Source organism: Thermosulfuriphilus ammonigenes (assembly GCF_011207455.1).
Lineage (GTDB): Bacteria > Desulfobacterota > Thermodesulfobacteria > Thermodesulfobacteriales > ST65 > Thermosulfuriphilus > Thermosulfuriphilus ammonigenes.
Genome location: NZ_CP048877.1, coordinates 2,188,546 through 2,205,776, shown reverse-complemented (window position 1 = coordinate 2,205,776; position 17,231 = coordinate 2,188,546). Strand labels below are relative to the sequence as shown.

At 50.6% G+C, this 17,231-nt stretch carries 19 protein-coding genes and 1 tRNA gene; 10 read left to right on the top strand and 10 right to left on the bottom strand.

The window, feature by feature from the left end; genetic code table 11:
• Nucleotides 1-94 precede the first annotated feature (94 nt).
• The 9 genes from ccsA to G4V39_RS10750 all read left to right on the top strand — a co-directional run bounded on the left by ccsA (nucleotide 95) and on the right by G4V39_RS10750 (nucleotide 4,628).
• Nucleotides 95-1,108 carry a cytochrome c biogenesis protein CcsA gene (gene ccsA, locus G4V39_RS10790; protein WP_210412109.1) on the top strand — a complete coding sequence of 338 codons (1,014 nt, stop codon included), beginning with the start codon at nucleotides 95-97 and terminating at the stop codon, nucleotides 1,106-1,108.
• A 14-nt stretch (nucleotides 1,109-1,122) separates the two neighbouring features.
• The gene (locus tag G4V39_RS10785; RefSeq protein WP_166032945.1) at nucleotides 1,123-1,737 is read left to right on the top strand and encodes a hypothetical protein; all 615 of its coding nucleotides are present in this window, start codon (nucleotides 1,123-1,125) and stop codon (nucleotides 1,735-1,737) included.
• A gap of 372 nt (nucleotides 1,738-2,109) precedes the next feature.
• On the top strand, nucleotides 2,110-2,355 hold the full coding sequence (locus G4V39_RS10780; protein WP_166032944.1) for a type II toxin-antitoxin system Phd/YefM family antitoxin: 246 nt from the start codon (nucleotides 2,110-2,112) through the stop codon (nucleotides 2,353-2,355).
• A complete protein-coding gene (locus G4V39_RS10775; RefSeq protein WP_166032943.1) occupies nucleotides 2,352-2,765 on the top strand; it encodes a type II toxin-antitoxin system VapC family toxin in 414 nt (137 codons plus the stop codon). The genes G4V39_RS10780 and G4V39_RS10775 overlap by 4 nt, the downstream gene beginning before the upstream one ends.
• Before the next feature lie 322 nt (nucleotides 2,766-3,087).
• On the top strand, nucleotides 3,088-3,324 hold the full coding sequence (locus tag G4V39_RS10770; protein WP_166032942.1) for an AbrB/MazE/SpoVT family DNA-binding domain-containing protein: 237 nt from the start codon (nucleotides 3,088-3,090) through the stop codon (nucleotides 3,322-3,324).
• Nucleotides 3,302-3,697, top strand: a complete 396-nt coding sequence (locus tag G4V39_RS10765; protein ID WP_166032941.1) for a type II toxin-antitoxin system VapC family toxin — start codon at nucleotides 3,302-3,304, stop codon at nucleotides 3,695-3,697. Before G4V39_RS10770 ends, G4V39_RS10765 begins: the two co-directional genes overlap by 23 nt.
• A gap of 33 nt (nucleotides 3,698-3,730) precedes the next feature.
• A complete protein-coding gene (locus tag G4V39_RS10760; RefSeq protein WP_166032940.1) occupies nucleotides 3,731-3,958 on the top strand; it encodes an AbrB/MazE/SpoVT family DNA-binding domain-containing protein in 228 nt (75 codons plus the stop codon).
• Nucleotides 3,955-4,380, top strand: coding sequence for a type II toxin-antitoxin system VapC family toxin (locus tag G4V39_RS10755; RefSeq protein WP_166032939.1), 426 nt, complete (start codon nucleotides 3,955-3,957; stop codon nucleotides 4,378-4,380). The genes G4V39_RS10760 and G4V39_RS10755 overlap by 4 nt, the downstream gene beginning before the upstream one ends.
• 14 nt (nucleotides 4,381-4,394) lie before the next feature.
• Nucleotides 4,395-4,628: a hypothetical protein gene (locus G4V39_RS10750; protein WP_166032938.1), complete on the top strand. Its 234-nt coding sequence runs from the start codon at nucleotides 4,395-4,397 to the stop codon at nucleotides 4,626-4,628.
• A 180-nt stretch (nucleotides 4,629-4,808) separates the two neighbouring features.
• On the opposite strand, the gene G4V39_RS10745 is transcribed toward G4V39_RS10750, so the two are convergent.
• The 5 genes from G4V39_RS10745 to G4V39_RS10725 form a co-directional block, all read right to left on the bottom strand.
• Nucleotides 4,809-4,906, bottom strand: a tRNA-Sec gene (locus tag G4V39_RS10745).
• Between the two features lie 40 nt (nucleotides 4,907-4,946).
• On the bottom strand, nucleotides 4,947-5,984 hold the full coding sequence (gene rtcA / locus G4V39_RS10740) for an RNA 3'-terminal phosphate cyclase (protein WP_166032937.1): 1,038 nt from the start codon (nucleotides 5,982-5,984) through the stop codon (nucleotides 4,947-4,949).
• Nucleotides 5,981-6,937, bottom strand: coding sequence for an ABC transporter ATP-binding protein (locus tag G4V39_RS10735; protein ID WP_166032936.1), 957 nt, complete (start codon nucleotides 6,935-6,937; stop codon nucleotides 5,981-5,983). Before G4V39_RS10735 ends, rtcA begins: the two co-directional genes overlap by 4 nt.
• Entirely contained in the window at nucleotides 6,930-7,907 is a 978-nt protein-coding gene (locus G4V39_RS10730; protein WP_166032935.1) for an ABC transporter ATP-binding protein, read from the bottom strand. The genes G4V39_RS10735 and G4V39_RS10730 overlap by 8 nt, the downstream gene beginning before the upstream one ends.
• Nucleotides 7,904-9,280, bottom strand: a complete 1,377-nt coding sequence (locus G4V39_RS10725; protein ID WP_166032934.1) for a TldD/PmbA family protein — start codon at nucleotides 9,278-9,280, stop codon at nucleotides 7,904-7,906. Before G4V39_RS10725 ends, G4V39_RS10730 begins: the two co-directional genes overlap by 4 nt.
• Before the next feature lie 111 nt (nucleotides 9,281-9,391).
• Here G4V39_RS10725 and G4V39_RS10720 point away from each other — a divergent pair, with 111 nt between their 5' ends.
• Nucleotides 9,392-10,987: a peptide-binding protein gene (locus G4V39_RS10720; RefSeq protein ID WP_166032933.1), complete on the top strand. Its 1,596-nt coding sequence runs from the start codon at nucleotides 9,392-9,394 to the stop codon at nucleotides 10,985-10,987.
• Here G4V39_RS10720 and G4V39_RS10715 read toward each other — a convergent pair.
• The 5 genes from G4V39_RS10715 to G4V39_RS10695 are packed head-to-tail and all read right to left on the bottom strand — an operon-like array spanning nucleotide 10,930 to nucleotide 16,958.
• Nucleotides 10,930-11,991 (bottom strand): SDR family oxidoreductase, encoded by a 1,062-nt coding sequence (locus tag G4V39_RS10715; RefSeq protein ID WP_166032932.1) that lies wholly within the window; start codon nucleotides 11,989-11,991, stop codon nucleotides 10,930-10,932. The genes G4V39_RS10720 and G4V39_RS10715 overlap by 58 nt on opposite strands.
• Entirely contained in the window at nucleotides 11,988-12,890 is a 903-nt protein-coding gene (locus G4V39_RS10710) for a phosphatidate cytidylyltransferase (RefSeq protein WP_166032931.1), read from the bottom strand. Before G4V39_RS10710 ends, G4V39_RS10715 begins: the two co-directional genes overlap by 4 nt.
• Nucleotides 12,859-13,704 (bottom strand): diacylglycerol/lipid kinase family protein, encoded by an 846-nt coding sequence (locus G4V39_RS10705; RefSeq protein ID WP_181494238.1) that lies wholly within the window; start codon nucleotides 13,702-13,704, stop codon nucleotides 12,859-12,861. Before G4V39_RS10705 ends, G4V39_RS10710 begins: the two co-directional genes overlap by 32 nt.
• The gene (locus G4V39_RS10700; RefSeq protein ID WP_166032929.1) at nucleotides 13,676-14,539 is read right to left on the bottom strand and encodes a UbiA family prenyltransferase; all 864 of its coding nucleotides are present in this window, start codon (nucleotides 14,537-14,539) and stop codon (nucleotides 13,676-13,678) included. The genes G4V39_RS10705 and G4V39_RS10700 overlap by 29 nt, the downstream gene beginning before the upstream one ends.
• Nucleotides 14,490-16,958 (bottom strand): PEP/pyruvate-binding domain-containing protein, encoded by a 2,469-nt coding sequence (locus tag G4V39_RS10695; RefSeq protein ID WP_166032928.1) that lies wholly within the window; start codon nucleotides 16,956-16,958, stop codon nucleotides 14,490-14,492. The genes G4V39_RS10700 and G4V39_RS10695 overlap by 50 nt, the downstream gene beginning before the upstream one ends.
• Between the last annotated feature and the right edge of the window lie 273 nt (nucleotides 16,959-17,231).

The window sequence follows — 17,231 nt, the reverse complement described above, 5'->3', positions numbered from 1 at the left end:
ATTTGGCCAGCAAAGGACTCGAGCCAGGGCTGTTTTTTCTTGGAAGAACCGGAGGGGCTGTTAAAATGCCTCTCTTATGGAAGACCTTATTCCGATGGAAACCTTTAAAACCGTAGGAAGCCTATTGTTGGGGGCCCTTTTAGCTGTAGGGGGTGCTAGTGGCCTTTGGGGTGCTGTAAATCTTCTCTCCCCGCGCCCGGTAGCCGAAAGACTCTCCTTGGGTATTCTTGTAGCCGGGGTAGGAGTTTTTCTTCTCGGCTTCTTCTGGTTCATTTGGCTTCACTACCAAATATATCTTCATCTTCCTCTTGTGCTTCCTGACGAGGTTGCCAAATGGCTAAATCACTATCTCTCTAACCTCAATCAGAAATCTCCCTATGGTCTCCCCCTTTACAACCCCTCTTCTCCCCCCCGATATATCCTCCCACTTTGGATTGAAAACGAAAAATATTATTTTTGGTTCATGAGTTATGCCTTTATGGCCCTTTACGCCCACAGGCGTCTTTCAGACCACCGGTTTCGAGGGGCCCTTCTCCTAGGGTTGGCCATTCAGATAGGGATCATGGCCATTTGGGCCAATCCCTTCGCCAGGCCTCTGCCTCGCTTTTTCGAGGAAATTTCTCCCTGGTTTAATCAAAATCTGGCTCCTATGGCCCAGCTGGGGCTCTTTATGAGGCTTTATTCCAAAATGGTCTTTTACTACAATGCCGAATACATGTGGTTTCACCCCCCACTCCTTTTTCTTTCTTATGCGGCCATAAGCGTGGTTTTTATCTGTAGCCTTTTCATGCTCTTTCGCCGACAGATGGCCATAGAGGCCATGAGCTACTCTATGGCCAAGCTGGCCTTCTTCCTGCTCACTTTAGGAATGCTCCTTGGTTATCCTTGGGCTCTTAAAGCCTGGGGGCCAAACTGGTGGTGGGACCCTAAAATCGCCGCCTCCATTATGATGTGGGTCATTTTCAGCGCTTATCTCCATATAAGGCTGTATATCCACCGACGATGGATGTGGCATTTCTCAGCCTTTTTGGGAATTCTCTGCTTTGGGGCCATGGTCTTCACCTTCTTGGCCTCTTTCTTCTTTCCCGGTCAGCACACTATGCAATAAATGGATAAAGGCCTATGAAGACAAAGTTTTCCTACGACTTTTATCTCATCTTGATCACTACCCTGCTTCTTTTTGTCATCTCCCTGATCTGTATCTATGCCATGTTCGCCTATAAATACGCCGAAGTACACCTGGCCCCTCCTGTAGTTCAGATACACTTCATGGAGAGGATGAATCGCCTAGTGTCTCCCTTTCTGATCGCCCTAGTTCTTGTATTGGGCATCTGTATTCCCAAACGGCTTTTTCCTCTTCAGTGGCTCAGCTACTTCTCTTTAGCCCTAATGATAGGCGTCCTGGTGATCAGCCTTAGTCTTGGGGTCAAGATGGCCCTCTTAGTGGTTCTTCTGGCCTCCCTTCTCCTTCAGACTCTGGTTTTGATTCTGGCCCTTTTGGGAAGTCAGCGCCTTCACTTTGAAAAAAGAGGGTATTGGCTTCGTTTGGGCTCTTCTCTCATCCATTTGGGACTGATTCTTTTCATCCTCGATCTTTTTTTCTATCGATGGCCCAAAGTCCATCTTCTCCTCTTCTGGGTAACCACCTTCTCTAGCGTTTTGGGAATGATCTTCTGCTTTTACTCAGAGGCAATAGTCCAGCTAATCCACCGGAAAAAGGAAAACCGCTTCCCGTAAGTATCCCACAGATCATCAATAAAAGAATCGCCGTCCGGGGGAGATCCTTCTCACAAATGCCCCCATCTTTACAAAAAGGTCGGCCCAAGAATTTTCTGCCCGGAAGCGCCATCTCTGAAATAGCCGAAGTTTATCTAAACCGGCAGGAAAGAGAGGGCTTAAGGTCATCACCAAGGAGGAAGCCACCCAAAACGACTACAATCTCTCCCTTCGCGCTAGGTGGCCCCGAAAAGCGAGGAAGAGGTGCTAGCTCCTTCGAGGTTGAAGGAGGCGGAGAAGATAAACCGCGCAGCCCCTGACCTTTAGGCGGTATTGAACAAACCGGATCTTCCATTTAAACTAGTCTAAGACTAGTCAAATGGAGGCGCGGGTATGGCCATTATAGGGGTTTATGAGGCCAGAACCAAATTCTCTGAACTTTTGGATCGTGTAGCTCGGGGGGAGAGGTTTGTAATTACCCGGCGCGGAGTTCCGGTGGCGGTGATAGAGCCCGTAGCTCCTCAAAGAAGACGAAAAGTGGAAGAAGTCATAGAGGAGATTAAAAAGTTCCGGAAAAAGCACAGACACAGATTAAACGGGCTTGATATTAAAGAGCTGATTGAAGAGGGACGAATGTGAAGCAGGAATTTGTATTGGATGCCTCTGTAACCGTAGCCTGGGCTCTGGAAGACGAAGGAGATCTCTACTCCGAAAAGGTCTTGGATGCTCTTGGTGAGGGAAGGGCCTGGGTGCCTTCCATCTGGCCGCTTGAGGTGGCCAACGCCCTGTTGATGGCCGAACGCCGCAGGAGACTCACCCGGGCGGAGGTGGAAAATTTTCTTTCCCTCCTTCAGGAACTGCCCATTCAGGTGGAGGGGGATACCATTTTAAGGGTTTGGGGTGAAATTTTGCTCCTGGCCCGAGAGGAAGGGTTGAGCGTTTACGACGCGGCCTATCTAAATCTGGCTATGCGTTTGGGGCTACCCCTGGCCACCCTGGATCAGGCCCTCCAGAAAGCCGCCCGCAACTGTGGTGTGGAAGTGTTTTAAATCTTTCTCACAAAATATAGTTGGGTAAGGCTAATCATCATAATTTACTCAGATGGGCAAGATCAAACAACTCCGGGCCCCTCAGGACCAAAAAGGAACTTTCATTACGGAGGTCTTTGAGCGCTACAAGCAGTATCTCTAGAGGGCAATACGGGAGGTAAAAACTATTACAGCTGGGCTTTTCAAGGTCAAGATTAACAAAGACGCTGTGAGCCGAATTGCCGGCCATCTGAAGAAAGAACTCAAGACCCTGTTCCACCATTTGATGACCGGGAAGATAAGGGTTAAGATTGAAAGTAAGAATTTTTCTTTGGAGTAAGGTATGGAAGCGCTGGTAAAGATTACTTCAAAAGGGCAGGTTACCATCCCCAAAAAGATACGGGAGCTTCTCGGTACAAATATGGTGCGGTTCAGAGTAATAGAAGGAAAGATCATCCTTGAACCGGTTAGAGATGTGGGCGGAATATTCAAAAAGTATGTCAGGAAGCCTCTTTCCCACGAGAAAGAGCGTGAGATCGCCTGGCAAAAAGTAGCGGATGAATACCGTAACCTTCCCTGATACCAATGTCCTTTTGCGTTATCTTCTGGCCGACGTTGAAGAACAATATCAGGCGATTCGCCCTTTCTTTGAAACCTTAAAACAAGGCCAAGAGAAAGCCGTTATCCTGCCGGAAGTTTTCCTAGAAACTTTTTATGTGCTCACCCTAACCTATAGTATTCCTGCAAAAGAAGCCGCAGAGGCCCTTAAAGACCTTCTGCTTTATAAAGGTGTGGTTAATAAAGATAAAAAGCTGCTTCTTGAAGCTTTCAACTTATTTTTGGGATCAAAAGGCCTCAGCTTGCTTGATTGTTTCCTGTGTGTAAAAGCTCAAAAACAAAAAGGAAAAATTTTAACCTTTGACGAAAAATTGCAGCGCAAATGCGGGCCTTAGCCGAGTAAAAAATTCTTACCTTGAGGTGGGATTATGAGAATAACGGCCAAGGGGCAAGTTACCATTCCCAAAAAGTGGCGCGAGAAGTTTGGATTGTGGCCGGGGCCGGAGGTGGAATTTGTTCCGGAAGAGGGGGGGCTCAAGTTAGTGAAGAAAAGCCTTCCCGGCAAAGGGGAGCTTCTTATAAAGCACATGAGAGGTCGCGGGGCGGTCAAGCTTTCCACCGATGAGATTATGGCCCTCACCCGTGGAGAGGATTGATGCCCGTTCTGGTGGACTCAAATGTCATCCTGGACATATTTACCGAGGATCCGGAGTGGTTTGAGTGGTCTTCACGGAAGCTGGCTGAATATGCGGAAAAAGACACGCTGATAATCAATCCCATAATCTACGCGGAGATTTCTATCAGATTTGAGAAAGAGGCTCTCCCACCTGAGGTTTTCGTTAGGGAAGAGCTTCCCTGGGAAGCTGCTTTTTTGGCGGGAAAATGTTTTCTCCTTTATAGAAAGCGAAGAGGCAAGAAAACCTCTCCACTTCCAGATTTCTACATTGGTGCCCATGCCGCCGTGCGTGGCTATGTTCTTCTTACCAGGGATGCCAAACGTTATAGTTTTTATTTTCCCAAGCTCAAACTTATTGCTCCTGAGGAAAATGACCCAAAAAGTAAAACTAGAGAAAATTAGAGAAAACCATAAAGATGGCAGCTCTCGGTTCGGAAAGAATGGCCGTCCAGGACGCTCTCATAAGATACGCCGGAGAGGTCGGCTGGGAATACGTTCCGCCGGTGGCCCGGGGAAAACCATCTATCTTGTCCAGGCGTTTGCCGGGCATTCAGACCCGAGGATCACAGACCGTTAAGTCCACCTTGCCGCCGACAAACTTAAGCAGCTTTTTGATGAACCCGCCTAAGTCGGCGACTTCCGGCCGGTAGAGGCGATCGAAAAAATCAGGAATAATCGCCCGTAATCGGGATCAAAAATTTCAAATTCTGTACAGTTTAGAGGAATTCTAAACTGTACATTCCTGGAGCATCAATGGATGATGGGTATTTGTCTCTGGACTGTCCCCTGGTGATTCTAGTGTTGTGTGACTTGCGAATCTATCGAAAAAATGGCGGAAGCGCATGGGAATCGAACCCACCTGCCGCCTTTCTCAGACGGCACACCGGATTTGAAGTCCGGGGGGGCCACCAGTGCCCCTGGCGCTTCCGCTAGCAAGGAAACTAATTAATAAGACCAAAGCTTGCCTGTCAAGTAAGGCCTCCCCGGATCACTATCTCTCCAGGGGTTCCCTCCCGGCCATGGATTTCAAAATCTATTTCCAAAAAGTGCCGGATCACCCAAAGATTTGTCAAAAGATGGCGAGTGATCCGTGAGGTCCGATAGCGAGTCTCACCGGCGGCAAGTGCCGCCGGAAGAATAAGTTGATCGGCCAGATGTTCATCAACAGGGGCGCCCGTTTCCAAAAAGATGGTCAGGGCCCCAAGGGCCTCCTCGGCCACGACCTCAGCGGGTTTGCCCTTGATGCCGATGGCTGTAAACCCCGCCCGGGAGCTCTCAGACTCAGCCAGCACAAAGACCATCGTACCGGGCCCCGAACTCTTCACCCTAAGAGATCTTACTTGATGATCAATGCCTAAAGCCTCAAGGCCTCTTTGGAGTCTTAAAGCCTGCCGTTTGGAGATATGCTTAGGCAGGCTCTCTGCCACTACCGAAAGGGCCTCGATTCTTGAGGGCCGGAAGTCTTCAAGAAGCCAGAGGGGTCTTAGTTCCTTTACAGGATTGATTTTTGCCTCTATCTCCCCTCCCCCGACCGGATAAAATCCCCAGCGAATAAGATTAACCTTAAGGTCAAGGCCCATGAGAGAGATCATGGGGGTAAATACTAAAGACAAATAATGATAGCAGGGAGCCATAGGCACGTGGGTGCCGCCGGTAATCCTTACCCTACTGGCATTCCTAGCCAGAGAAAGGGGGAGGTAGACTGTCTGGAGGACCAATCCTGTGGCCCCTGCGGTACCCACTTCAAAACGAAAGGTGCCTGATCTTGGACTCCCTGGAGAGAATTGGAGTCTCAGAGAACCTATCTCCGCCCCTTTTACTTCGGCCCCGGAGATGGCAGCCGCCGCCTTAACACAGGCCCGATGTTGAGGCCGGAGCCCTGGTTTTTTGCGACTCGCCCGTATGTTGTCTATCACAAATGGTCTTCCGGTAATAATTGACAGAGCAAGGGCCGAACGCAAAATCTGGCCTCCACCCTCGCCATAGGAGCCATCGATGTGGATCATTCCCTCTCCCTGGCAAAGCAGGCTACCAAGTGGTTGGGGCCCACCTCTTTTAGCACCGGGGCCTTTCGTTGGCAGACAGAGGCCTTCTCTTGGCAACGACTAACAAAGGGACACCCCGCAGGGAGCTCTAAGGGGCTGGGCGGTTCGCCAAAGACTGGCCTTGTTTTTTGGTAACCAGGTCGTGGAACCGGGATGGCGGCAAGAAGAGTCTCGGTATAAGGATGCAAAGGGCCCTTGAAATTTTTGGGAAAAATTTCCATCAGATGTCCCATATACATGACAGCTATCCGGTCACTCATAAACTCTACCACCGGAAGATCGTGAGAAATAAAAATATAAGTCAGAGAAAGTTCTTCTTTTAAGTCTTTTAAGAGGTTTAGAATCTGAGCCTGGACGGAGACATCAAGGGCACTAGTAGGTTCATCAAGAACAATGACTTCCGGGGAAAGAGCCAAGGCCCGGGCGATACCGATCCTCTGCCGCTGTCCGCCGGAGAATTCATGAGGGTATCGGGAGGCAGCCTCCGGAGGAAGACCGACCATTAAGAGAAGATCGGCCACCCGCTCTGAAAGGGCCCGGCCCTTTAAAACCTTATGAACGACAAAAGGTTCGGCCAAGATATCCCGGACCTTCTGGCGGGGGTTAAGAGAAGAGAAAGGGTCTTGAAAAACTATCTGGACCTTTCGTCTCAGACCCGGCAGGGCTTGGCCCTGGTGGATTCTTTGCCCCCCGATGATCACCTCTCCCCTGTCTGGTGATTCAAGGGCCACAATAATTCGGCCCAGGGTGGATTTCCCGCAGCCACTCTCCCCTACCAGACCAAGCACCTCTCCCCTCTTGACCGAAAAGGAAACACCGGCCAGAGCCACTAAAGAACGCCTCCGCCGATCAAAGAGCCCTCGACTGACAGAATAGGTTTTCCAGAGATCCTTAACCCTCAGGGCCTCAGGCATTGGTCTTTCCCCCTGAGACAAGGAATCTTCCGGCCAGATGGCAGCGGCTGTGGTGGCCCGGGCTAATTTCTCGAAGTTCAGGGGGCACCAGACAAAGCTCTTCTTCATAGCGGCAGCGGCCTCGGAAGCGGCAACCTTCCGGCCAGGCTCCCGGGGGAGGAACTTGACCAGCGATAGGCGAGAGTCTTTCCTTAGGGCCAGGCAGCGAGGCCATAAGCCCCATGGTGTAAGGATGAAGAGGACGCTCAAATAGATCTTTGGTTTTTGCCACTTCCACCAGGTGACCGGCATACATAACCGCTACCTCATCGGCCATCTCGGCCACCACTCCTAGATTATGAGTGATAAGAAGAAGCGACAGCCCTTTTTCTTTCCGTAATTGACGCAAAAGATCAAGAATTTGAGCCTGAACCGTAACATCAAGGGCCGTGGTGGGCTCATCGGCAATAATAAGCTCAGGAGAGCAGGCCAAGGCCATGGCGATCATGGCCCGCTGACGCAGGCCTCCGGAGAGTTCGTGAGGGTAGGCATGAAGACGCTCCTCAGCGGCAGGAACACCTACAGCCTTGAGGAGCTCAAGGGCCCGGGCCAGGGCCTCTGAGCGACGGCGCCCCTCGTGGGTCTCAATGACCTCGGCAATCTGCTCGCCAATAGTAAAGACCGGATTGAGAGCCGTCATCGGCTCCTGAAAGATCATGGCCATCCTGGCCCCCCGAAGCCGCCTTAAGGCCTCAGAAGAAAGACTGGTGAGATCCTGGCCGGCAAAGATAATCTGCCCAGAGAGACGCTTTATCCCCGGTGGAAGGAGTCCCATAATGGCCAGGGCCGTGAGGCTCTTGCCACAACCGCTCTCCCCCACCAGGCAGAGGGTCTTTCCGGCACCAAGGGTAAAGTTTAGGTCATCTACCAGAACAACGGAGTTCCCCTTCCGCTCAAGGATAAGTTTTAAGGCCCGGACTTCGAGAATCATCTCTCCACTGCCCCGCCGACTACCATTTCCGGAATCCTAAGGGTCGGCTGGGCGTCAGCCACGGGAACTCCTTGTCCGTCCTTACCACAGGTACCAATTCCCCAGCCCAGATCGTTACCTACTTTGTCTATTATCTTAAGAACTTCAGGGCCATTGCCAGTGAGAGTGGCTCCCCGGACCGGCTCTCCCACAACACCATTCTCAATAAGATAACCCTCAGCCACCTCGAAGACGAAGTTGCCGTTGATGGTGTCCACCTGTCCACCGCCCATCTTTTTAACCAAAAGCCCCCGATGGGTGTCACGGATTATGCTCTCTGGAGACTCCTCTCCGGGGGCTATATAGGTGTTAGCCATGCGGGGAATGGGACGAAACCGGTATGATTGCCGGCGGCCATGACCATTGGATTTCCGACCAGCTTTCATGGCCGAGACCCGATCGTAGAGGAAGTCCTTAAGAAGGCCATTTTCTATCAGGACCACTTTGCGAGAGAAGATCCCCTCGTCATCAAATTGATATGAACCCCGCTGATAAAGCAAGGTGGCGTCATCGATCACCGTAATCAGGGGAGAGGCCACCTGTTCTCCCAATTTGCCGGCATACACAGAAAAACCCTCCCCGGCCAGATCAGCCTCCAGGCCATGCCCCACGGCTTCGTGGATCATGGTCCCACCGGCCTGGGCCGAAAGGACCACCGGCATCACCCCACCCGGAGCGCGACGGGCTGAAAGCATCAGCAGGGCTCGCTGGGCGGCCACCTGAGCCACCTCCTCCGGGGGATGGCTCTCAAAGAGCTCAAGGCCGGTGGTTCCTCCGGTGGATTCATAGCCGGTTTGAACAGTCTCGCCATCAGCAGCCACCACTTGAACAGCAAGAACAACGTAGGTCCTTTCCCCCTCAAGCCATTGGCCATCAGAGTTGATTATCGCCAGACGTTGGTGTCTATCCTGATAAATAACCTTTACTTGACGCACCTTGGGGGAGAGCCCCCGAGCCACTGCATTGGCCCGACGAAGGAGGTCAATCTTGGCCGCCACTGAAGCGGCCATTGGAGGACGGTTTACCTCCACTGGAGGGACCTTGGTCGGGCCGGCCAGAGTAACTGGGGTGGCTTCAGTTTGATCCACACGGGTCAGGGCCTGAGCCAATTCCAGAACTGTCTGAGGGGCAAGATCATTGGTGTAGGCATAAGCCGTCTGAAAATGGCCATAGATGCGCCTTAACCCCAGACCGCTATCCGTTCCCGAAACAAGACGCTCAATGCGATCATCCTCAAGGGTAATCTGGGTGGTCTCTGTTTCCTCATAGTAAAGCTCAGCAAAAATTCCCTTCATGCTCCGTAAGACCCTCTCCGGATCAAAAGAAAACCTCATGTTCCCTCCTAAAGGATCGTTGTCCCCAAGGATTTATCCCACAATCTTACTCAAGGCCAGGGATATTCCGGCCTTGATCCTAGCCAGACAATAGATTATGCCAGATAAACTATGATTCTGCTGCTCTCACTCCTACTTATTCTTTTCTCTTTTGTCCCGGCTAAAGGGGAGAAGGCTTGCCCGGCCACCGGAGACGCCATTATCGTCGGTAGCATTGGTGATGCCTCTATTCTTATCCCCATGCTGGCTACCGACGCCACCAGCCATACTATCGCCGGTCTCATTTTCAATGGTCTGGTGAAGTATGATCGGAACCTCAACCTGGTAGGAGATCTGGCCCAGGGTTGGAAAGTCGAAAACGGTGGTCGGACTATTACTTTTTATCTCCGTCGAGGGGTTCTCTGGGAAGACGGGGTCGAGTTTACTGCTGAGGATGTCCTCTTTGGATTCCGGCTTATAACCGACAAGAACACCCCTACCGCCTATGCTGGAGACTTCCTGGAGGTAGAAAAGGCCGAAGCGGTGGATCGCTATACCTTCCGGGTCCACTATCGGGAACCGTTTGCCCCGGCCCTATCATCCTGGGGAAACATTGTCATCCTGCCCAAACATATCCTTGAGGGTCAAGACATTACCAAGACCGATTTTGGCCGGCACCCTGTTGGACTGGGCCCATATCGCCTGAAAGAATGGTTACCCCAGCAACGGATCGTCCTGGAAGCTAATTCACACTACTTTGAAGGAAGGCCCTGCCTTGACTATTACATCCAGCGGGTTATCCCTGATCCAGCAACCATGTTTCTTGAACTCCGGGCCGGCAAACTTGACTGGATGGGCCTTACTCCCATTCAATACCAGCGTCAGACCAATGATCCGGCCTTCAAACGACAGTTTCATAAGTACAAATACCTTTCCTTCTCCTATACCTATCTTGGTTACAATCTTCGCCATCCCTTCTTCAAGGACAAGCGAATCCGACAGGCCATCTCCTACGCCATAAACAAACAGGAGATAATCGAGGGGGTCCTCCTGGGCCTAGGAGTGGTGGCTACCGGACCGTATAAACCAGATGCCTGGTATTATAACCCTAATGTCCGCCGCTACCCTTATAACCCCCAGAGAGCCAGGGAGCTTCTGGCCCAGGCCGGTTGGCGAGACACCGATGGTGACGGTATCCTGGATAAGGACGGCCAGCCCTTTGAATTTACGGTAATCACCAACCAAGGAAACAGCCTAAGGCTCCGAACGGCCCAGATAATTCAGTATCGATTGGCCCAGATCGGGATTAAAATGCATATCCGAACTATCGAATGGACTAGTTTTATCAAAGAATTTATAGACAAGCGCCGTTTTGAGGCCGTAATTCTTGGCTGGACTCTAGGTCAGGACCCAGACATCTATGACATTTGGCATTCCAGTAAAGTGGAGCCGCCAGGGCTCAATTTTATTGGCTATATCAACCCAGAGGTTGACAAGCTTCTTGTTGCCGGACGGCGCACCTTTGATAAAAAAAGACGCCGCGAGATCTATGCCCGAATCCAGGAAATTCTGGCAGAGGATCAGCCCTATACCTTTCTCTACGTACCCATGGCCTTGCCGGTAATTCATCGCCGCTTCCGGGGTATAGAACCGGCTCCAGCGGGAATATCTTACAATTTCATTCGCTGGTGGGTTCCCAAAAATGAACAAAAATATCTCCAGCCCTGATCTTTTGGCCGGGGTTCAAGAAGTTCTTTAAGCCTTTCAAGGGAAAGATCAAGAAGGTCTCCCACCAGGGCCCGAGTACGAGAACTCTCAAAGTGTTGCCATACCTGCCCATAAGGCAGAAGATCCTTTATCAAGCGGCAACAGAATTTCTCAGCGAGGGTTAAAGGCCTCGGAAGTTGGGGACAAATGGCCTCAACCCTTACCCCTACGGTCTCACCGATTATCCTGAGAAGCTCAACGACCCGAATAGGATGGGGATTAGTCAGGTGATATATCCCTGGAGGGAAAAGATCTTTAGACAAAATAATCAAGGCCTCAATAAGGCTATCTAAAGAGACAATATTAAGGTAGGCCATGGTGCAGGCCGGAATCCCGAGAATATCGCCTCCCTTCAACCCAAAGGCCTTGGCCACCAGCTCTATGGAGCGCAGCACCCCCCCTATCCCCTGACTTCTGGCCCCAGGCCAGATAATGATTCCTGGCCGATAGATTTTAACCAGGCGATGCCGACTCCGAGCCCAATGGAAAACCAACCTTTCGGCCAGATTTTTGGTTTGTTCATAGGTATTGCGGAAGGGGACTTCAGCTACAGGATCCTCAAAGATAAGCCCTGGAGTCTTTCCAGCCACATAGGCCGTGCTCACGTAATGAAGACTGGCCTGGGGAGCCATATCCAGAAGTTTAAGAATCCTTCTTGTTCCTTGAACATTGACCTGCCAAGCCAGGTGAGCCTTACGAGCGTCAAAACCTACGTAGGCAGCACAATGCCAGCAGACTTTAAGCTCCCGGGCCAGGGCCTCTAATTTAGATTGGGAAAGACCCAATTTATCCTGGGTAAGATCACCCCGAATGATCTCAACTCCGACCGGAAGCCCTAACTCCGAGGCCAAAGCGTCTTTACGACTAAGGACCATTACTTGATAACCCTGAGCCACCAAAGACCAAACGAGAGGGCGCCCCAAGATACCCGTTCCTCCGGTGACCAGAACACAAGGGCTCCTCATACCCCCCTCCATAAACGGAGCAACCAATAAAGAACAGGAACAGCCAAAAGAAGACTGTCAAAGCGGTCAAGGAGCCCACCGTGACCTGGGAGAAGGGAAGAAAAATCCTTTATCTCTTGACTACGTTTGAGGGCCGAAAAAGCCAAATCCCCGAGTTGGCCTAAAAGACCGACTAAAACCCCCAAGAAAATGAAGGTGAGCCGGGACTCCTCAAAGGGGAAGAGATCGGAGAAGGCTAAAGAGGCTAAAGAAGCAGCCCCCAAACCGCCTAGGGCGCCTTCGGTGGTTTTGGCTGGGCTGATGCTCCGCAAAAGGGAACGTCTTCCCATAAGTCTTCCCAAGAGCTCAGCAAAGGCGTCGCCCACGGCTAGAGTGAGGAAGAAAAAGGGGGCAGCCAGCAGAAAGTCCTCTCGCATCCAGAGAAGATGGACAGGAAAAAGGCCAGAGAGACAGAGGATCAGGAGGGATTTAGCTGGCCGGTGATGAGCATCTGGTTTTCCCTTAACTACAGGAAGAGAAAAAATGAGCACCAAAGAAAAAACCAGAATCATGAGGGCTGTCTCAGGCCGAGAAGATAAAGTCAGAGCCAAAGAGGCCAGCATGATTGGAACCAAATATTCGGGAGATAAAAGAGCAAAACTCCGAGAGAGTTCCCAGACAAAAAGGCCACTGAGCACCAAAAGGGCCACTTGCAACCACAAACCACCAATTACTAAAAAGGCCAAAGTAAGATGGACAAAAACATAATAGACCAGATACTTGAGCCAGAGTCTCTTTAAAACCATGGAAGACGGACGTTTGAGCCGTTTGTAGAGAACAATCAATATTGCCCCTAGAACAAAAAGGCTCTCTGTCCAGAGGAGGGGTTCAGTTAGCTGGGACCACCAGATTGAGAGCATGTGATATCCACTCCACGGTAAAATTCCTTCCCCTGGCCAAAATCTCTCCATCCCCAAAGAAAGTCCTAGGAGAGTCTAGGCTGATTCTGAGTCGGCTATCTGATCCCAAGAAGAAAACCTGACCTTTGAGGCGGCCAAGGAAAGAGAGGATGAGGATCTTGAAGGCCTTACCTGGTGAATGATCCTTTAGCCAAAGGCAGAAAGGAAACGGTCTTTGAACTGGCAGGCGAAAGAGGTGTCCTAATCGGTTAACACTACCAAAGAGAAGAGCCAGGGTTTTTGCCTCATAGATGGTGTTACCAGAATTTAGAGTAAAGGTCAGAGGCCGGGCCCTGCCTACAAGCCGGAGGGCCCAGAAGGGATAAGACCATAAAGAGCGGCCATATTGAGCCCATTGGGCCACCAGGGCCGGGAAACCAAGGCCTCCAACAGTGACAAAGAAATGATGTCGATTAAGACGAAACACGCCCCGACTAACCACTTTACCCTTAAGGGCGACCTTGATGGCCTCCTCCAGACAATGAGGCAGGCCCAAACTCCAGGCCAGATCATTGGCCCGTCCTAAGGGGATAATTCCAAGGGCTGTCTCCTGGTAAACCAGGGCCGGAAGGATGCGATTAATGCTCCCGTCTCCACCTAAAACCACCAGCCGTTTGGCTCCCCCAGCCACCGCCTCAAGGGCCAGGGTAGTGAGTTCATCAGCACTTTGAGCCACCCATAAAGGAGCCTCCAGAGAGAGGCGGCCGAGTCTATTAAGTTTGTGAATTCCTGTAAGAAAGATGACCTCAACCACGGCCATTCCAGAAAAATCCATCCATTATTAGCCCAGCCAGAGGGAGCAAAAAGAAAATAAATCCCCAGATATAAAAGGCCTTGGCTCGACTAGGCCCAGGCTCTCTCAAAAAAGCCAGAGAAAGTTTGAGGATCACTGCCAGGGTCAAAAGAAGAAAAAGACCAAAAAAGAATGGCCTCCCGGTTACCTGCCAAATTGCTAGTCCCCAAAAGGCAGAAAGGATAAAAAGGAACAAAGCCCTTAAGGCCAAAGCCTGCCACCGGTTTGGATGAACATTGTCGAGGCTGTGAGCTATCTCATGGGCCACGACGGCTGACCAAATAAAGGCCATCATTAAAAAATGAAATAGGGACAAAGACTCCAAATTGAGCCCCACATAAAGGGGAATGACTCCCCAGATGAGAGTGGAGAAAAAAGGTCTTATATCATGAGGAAGGTAACTTTTACCTCGGAAGTAAAACAAATAATAAAGACTTAAAACCACAATAAAGGCCAAGGTCTTCAGAGAGACCAAGTTTAAAAACAGTATTAGTCCCCAGAGAAACCAGATAGATCGAGAAATGGCCTCAGTTTTGATTCTGCCTGAAGGAAGCCCTCTATCTGGACACCGCTGGCGGTCAGATTCCATATCCACTAAATCATCAGCTGCCCTCAGGGCTAGAAGTCCTAAAAAGACAGTCGCCATAGCCAAGAGGAGTCTCTTCCAGGAGCCAAAGGTTGGATAAACCGCCGCCAAAGAAATGACTCCCACCAAAGGAATGGTAACCTGGAGAGGGTATCTTTCTCTAATAAAGGCCCAGAGGTCTTTAAACATTTTCGTCTCTGTCCAGAAGAAAAACCCGACCCTGATCTCCATCCACTAAAATTGTCTGGCCACTTTGAATGAGGCTGCAGGCTCCCTTGACCTCGGTAACGGCCGGAATGCCAAACTCACGGGCAACGATGGCTCCGTGGGAAAGGAGCCCCCCTCGTTCTAGAACCAGGGCTCCGGCCATAAGAAAAAGAGACGTCCAACCTGGGTCAGTAGAGGGAGCTACCAGAATCTCTCCCGGAGAGAGAGTCTCCCTGGCCGGATCCCTTATGACCTTGGCCCGGCCCTGAGCTCTTCCTTGAGAAACACCAAGTCCTTCAAGCACTACCCCATCAGGTCTGACCTCCGAGGAACTAGCCTGCCAGAAGGAGGCGAGAGGGAGGAGAAAAGTACTTGGAGGCTTTTGGCTCTCTGAGGCCTTAAAGGCCTGCTGACGAAGTTGAACCAACTGGCTGAGAGTCTCTGGGAAGAGAAATTTCCCCCGAATCAGCTGGTGGATCTCTGTAGCTTCAAGGAAAAAGATCTCTCCAGGCTCTCCAAGGAAGCCTAGCTCCGTTAGTTTCTGCCCAAGGCGGAGGACAACCTGACGGATATCGCCGTAGATGAGACTCTGGCAAAGACGGGCCCGTTCTCTCAACGATATCCCCTGCTGGGCCAGAGTCAAAAGACAGTAAAAAAGAGGCCGGTGTCGCCAAGGAAGGGCCTTCAAGACCTTTTGAGTAAAGGCTTGCCGCTGTCTTCGCTCCTGTCTTTCTCTTTTCTCTGGATCCCAAGAGCTCAAAAGGGCCGCCCTTACCAAATCCCAAAAAAGATCCCGTCTCTCCTCAAAGGTGGGAGCGGTAATCATCAACTCGTGATAACAGCGGCCCCCAAACTCAAACATAAATCGCTCAAGAAGCTCCCTTGCTTCAGAATCAAGACTTCTCTCAAGTTCTTGATAACGCCCCTTAAGGAGAAGATCCCTTAAAGGGTGGTCCTCGATCCTTCGGGCCAAAAGGTAGATCATCTTAAGCCCCTGAACGCTTTTAAGACCAAGCCCCCGCAGAAGAGGTAAAAGGGCTTCTTCCGGCTCAAGTCCCATCTGTGCTTTTAAAAATTTCCCTAAAAGAGCTGGGAAGATCATGGCTGCCGCATCGGCCATAGCCGCTCCGGACCACCTCTTTTCTAAAAAGTGACGAAGTTTAAAGAGAAGATCTTCCAAGCCCTCAAGATCAAGACCTTGGATGGTCTGGGGACGACAGAGCTGATGAATTCGATAAAACTCTCTCTCAAAGGCAGCTACCTTCCTCTCCAGGCTAAAAAGACAACAGAGAAGTCGTCCCCAAAATCTAAACCCAGGGGTTTCAAGCCGAGGGCCTTTTGCCTTGATGGGAAGATGAAGGCCAATGTAGTGATTAAAAAAATGAGCTAGATTCTGCCCTAGGGGCAGGGCTCCAAACATCTGGTACCAGGAGGTCAGGTTGTAGTAAACCTTACCCTGGTGAATACCAACAAGATTCTTAATGACTGGATTAAGAAGCTCCAGATCTTTGTCTCTGAGACCTAATTCTTTAAAAAGGGCGTGGAAGTACCCGTACCGAAAAGGTTCAATAATAGACCAAGTAAAGGGAGTAAGAGTTCCGGGATAATTCTCGCCGATGTTAACGTTTGACCAGAGATATTTTCGGGTAAGGGTGGTTATCGGCCGGGCTTGAAGGATAAAGATTCCCTCTTGGTCAAGACACCACTCTATGTCCAAGAAGTCATTAAAGATTTCCTCGGCCTTGAAAACCAGAGGAATAAGCTGTTTTAGACCTTGGGCCAGAGTCGAAGGAAGTTCTGGAGGAAGCCGAGGATTTGATCTTAGAAGATAAATTCTTTGGGGAGAGCGCCGCCCAGAGACGAGACTATCACCCAAGCCGGACACCCATTCACAAACAAGTTCGTCAGCCACCCCAGAGTCGGGACGGAGGGAAAAAATGACCCCAGAATAAAGAGGAAATACCTGTCTCTGGAGAATCACCCCCATAGTAGAGGCCGACTCAAGTCCCTTTTGGGCCAGATACAGCCGGGCCCCTCTGGAAAAAAGGCTGGCCCAGCAGGCCTTAATGGCCTCGGCGGCTTTATCTGGGGCAATTTGAAGAAAGGTCTCTAGCTGTCCAGCCATAGAGGCCTGCTGAGTGTCCTCGGCCACCGCTGAAGAACGGATAGCCAAGACGTCGGCCCCGAGGGTGGTCAAGGCCTCCTGTAGCCTCTTTGTCAGATGCTCTGGAAAGCACCCTTTGAGGATGGACTGGCTGAGATTTTCGACTTGACTATTAAGACCGTTAAAACGAAAAAATTCCCTTAAAGCCCTACTAGTTAGAACATAGCCCGCCGGTACCGGAAACCCTTCACAGGCCAATCTGGCCAAACGAGCGGCCTTATAACCCACCTTTGAGGCCGAAAGGGCCTCTTTTGAAGAAAGACTGACGAGGCTCTCCACCCCTACCTTCTAGCTTAAATCTGCAGACGACCAGATTTTCAGAAGATCTTAAAGAAATAATCCTCCAGGATCAACCCGGAGCAAAGGGTTGTCTGAGAAAGATGTCTGAGAAAGAGGATTAACAGGAACGTTACAACTTTAACTCCACATTTACTGAAATGTCGTTTAAAAATATTTTGAATTCTGTCGAAGAACAGAGCATTGAACCACTTTAATCTCAAAAATGGGTAATTACCTTTCTTTTGAGTCTATTCTTCAAAAAATGAATCTCTT

What these genes read in the sequence shown, in the direction of transcription:
- ccsA (WP_210412109.1), top strand. Translation starts at nt 95, where the DNA reads ATGGAAACCTTTAAAACCGTAGGAAGCCTATTGTTGGGGGCCCTTTTA.
- G4V39_RS10785 (WP_166032945.1), top strand. Translation starts at nt 1,123, where the DNA reads ATGAAGACAAAGTTTTCCTACGACTTTTATCTCATCTTGATCACTACC.
- G4V39_RS10780 (WP_166032944.1), top strand. Translation starts at nt 2,110, where the DNA reads ATGGCCATTATAGGGGTTTATGAGGCCAGAACCAAATTCTCTGAACTT.
- G4V39_RS10770 (WP_166032942.1), top strand. Translation starts at nt 3,088, where the DNA reads ATGGAAGCGCTGGTAAAGATTACTTCAAAAGGGCAGGTTACCATCCCC.
- G4V39_RS10765 (WP_166032941.1), top strand. Translation starts at nt 3,302, where the DNA reads ATGAATACCGTAACCTTCCCTGATACCAATGTCCTTTTGCGTTATCTT.
- G4V39_RS10760 (WP_166032940.1), top strand. Translation starts at nt 3,731, where the DNA reads ATGAGAATAACGGCCAAGGGGCAAGTTACCATTCCCAAAAAGTGGCGC.
- G4V39_RS10750 (WP_166032938.1), top strand. Translation starts at nt 4,395, where the DNA reads ATGGCAGCTCTCGGTTCGGAAAGAATGGCCGTCCAGGACGCTCTCATA.
- rtcA (WP_166032937.1), bottom strand. Translation starts at nt 5,984, where the DNA reads ATGATCCACATCGATGGCTCCTATGGCGAGGGTGGAGGCCAGATTTTG.
- G4V39_RS10735 (WP_166032936.1), bottom strand. Translation starts at nt 6,937, where the DNA reads ATGCCTGAGGCCCTGAGGGTTAAGGATCTCTGGAAAACCTATTCTGTC.
- G4V39_RS10730 (WP_166032935.1), bottom strand. Translation starts at nt 7,907, where the DNA reads ATGATTCTCGAAGTCCGGGCCTTAAAACTTATCCTTGAGCGGAAGGGG.
- G4V39_RS10725 (WP_166032934.1), bottom strand. Translation starts at nt 9,280, where the DNA reads ATGAGGTTTTCTTTTGATCCGGAGAGGGTCTTACGGAGCATGAAGGGA.
- G4V39_RS10720 (WP_166032933.1), top strand. Translation starts at nt 9,392, where the DNA reads ATGATTCTGCTGCTCTCACTCCTACTTATTCTTTTCTCTTTTGTCCCG.
- G4V39_RS10715 (WP_166032932.1), bottom strand. Translation starts at nt 11,991, where the DNA reads ATGAGGAGCCCTTGTGTTCTGGTCACCGGAGGAACGGGTATCTTGGGG.
- G4V39_RS10710 (WP_166032931.1), bottom strand. Translation starts at nt 12,890, where the DNA reads ATGCTCTCAATCTGGTGGTCCCAGCTAACTGAACCCCTCCTCTGGACA.
- G4V39_RS10705 (WP_181494238.1), bottom strand. Translation starts at nt 13,704, where the DNA reads ATGGATTTTTCTGGAATGGCCGTGGTTGAGGTCATCTTTCTTACAGGA.
- G4V39_RS10700 (WP_166032929.1), bottom strand. Translation starts at nt 14,539, where the DNA reads ATGGAGATCAGGGTCGGGTTTTTCTTCTGGACAGAGACGAAAATGTTT.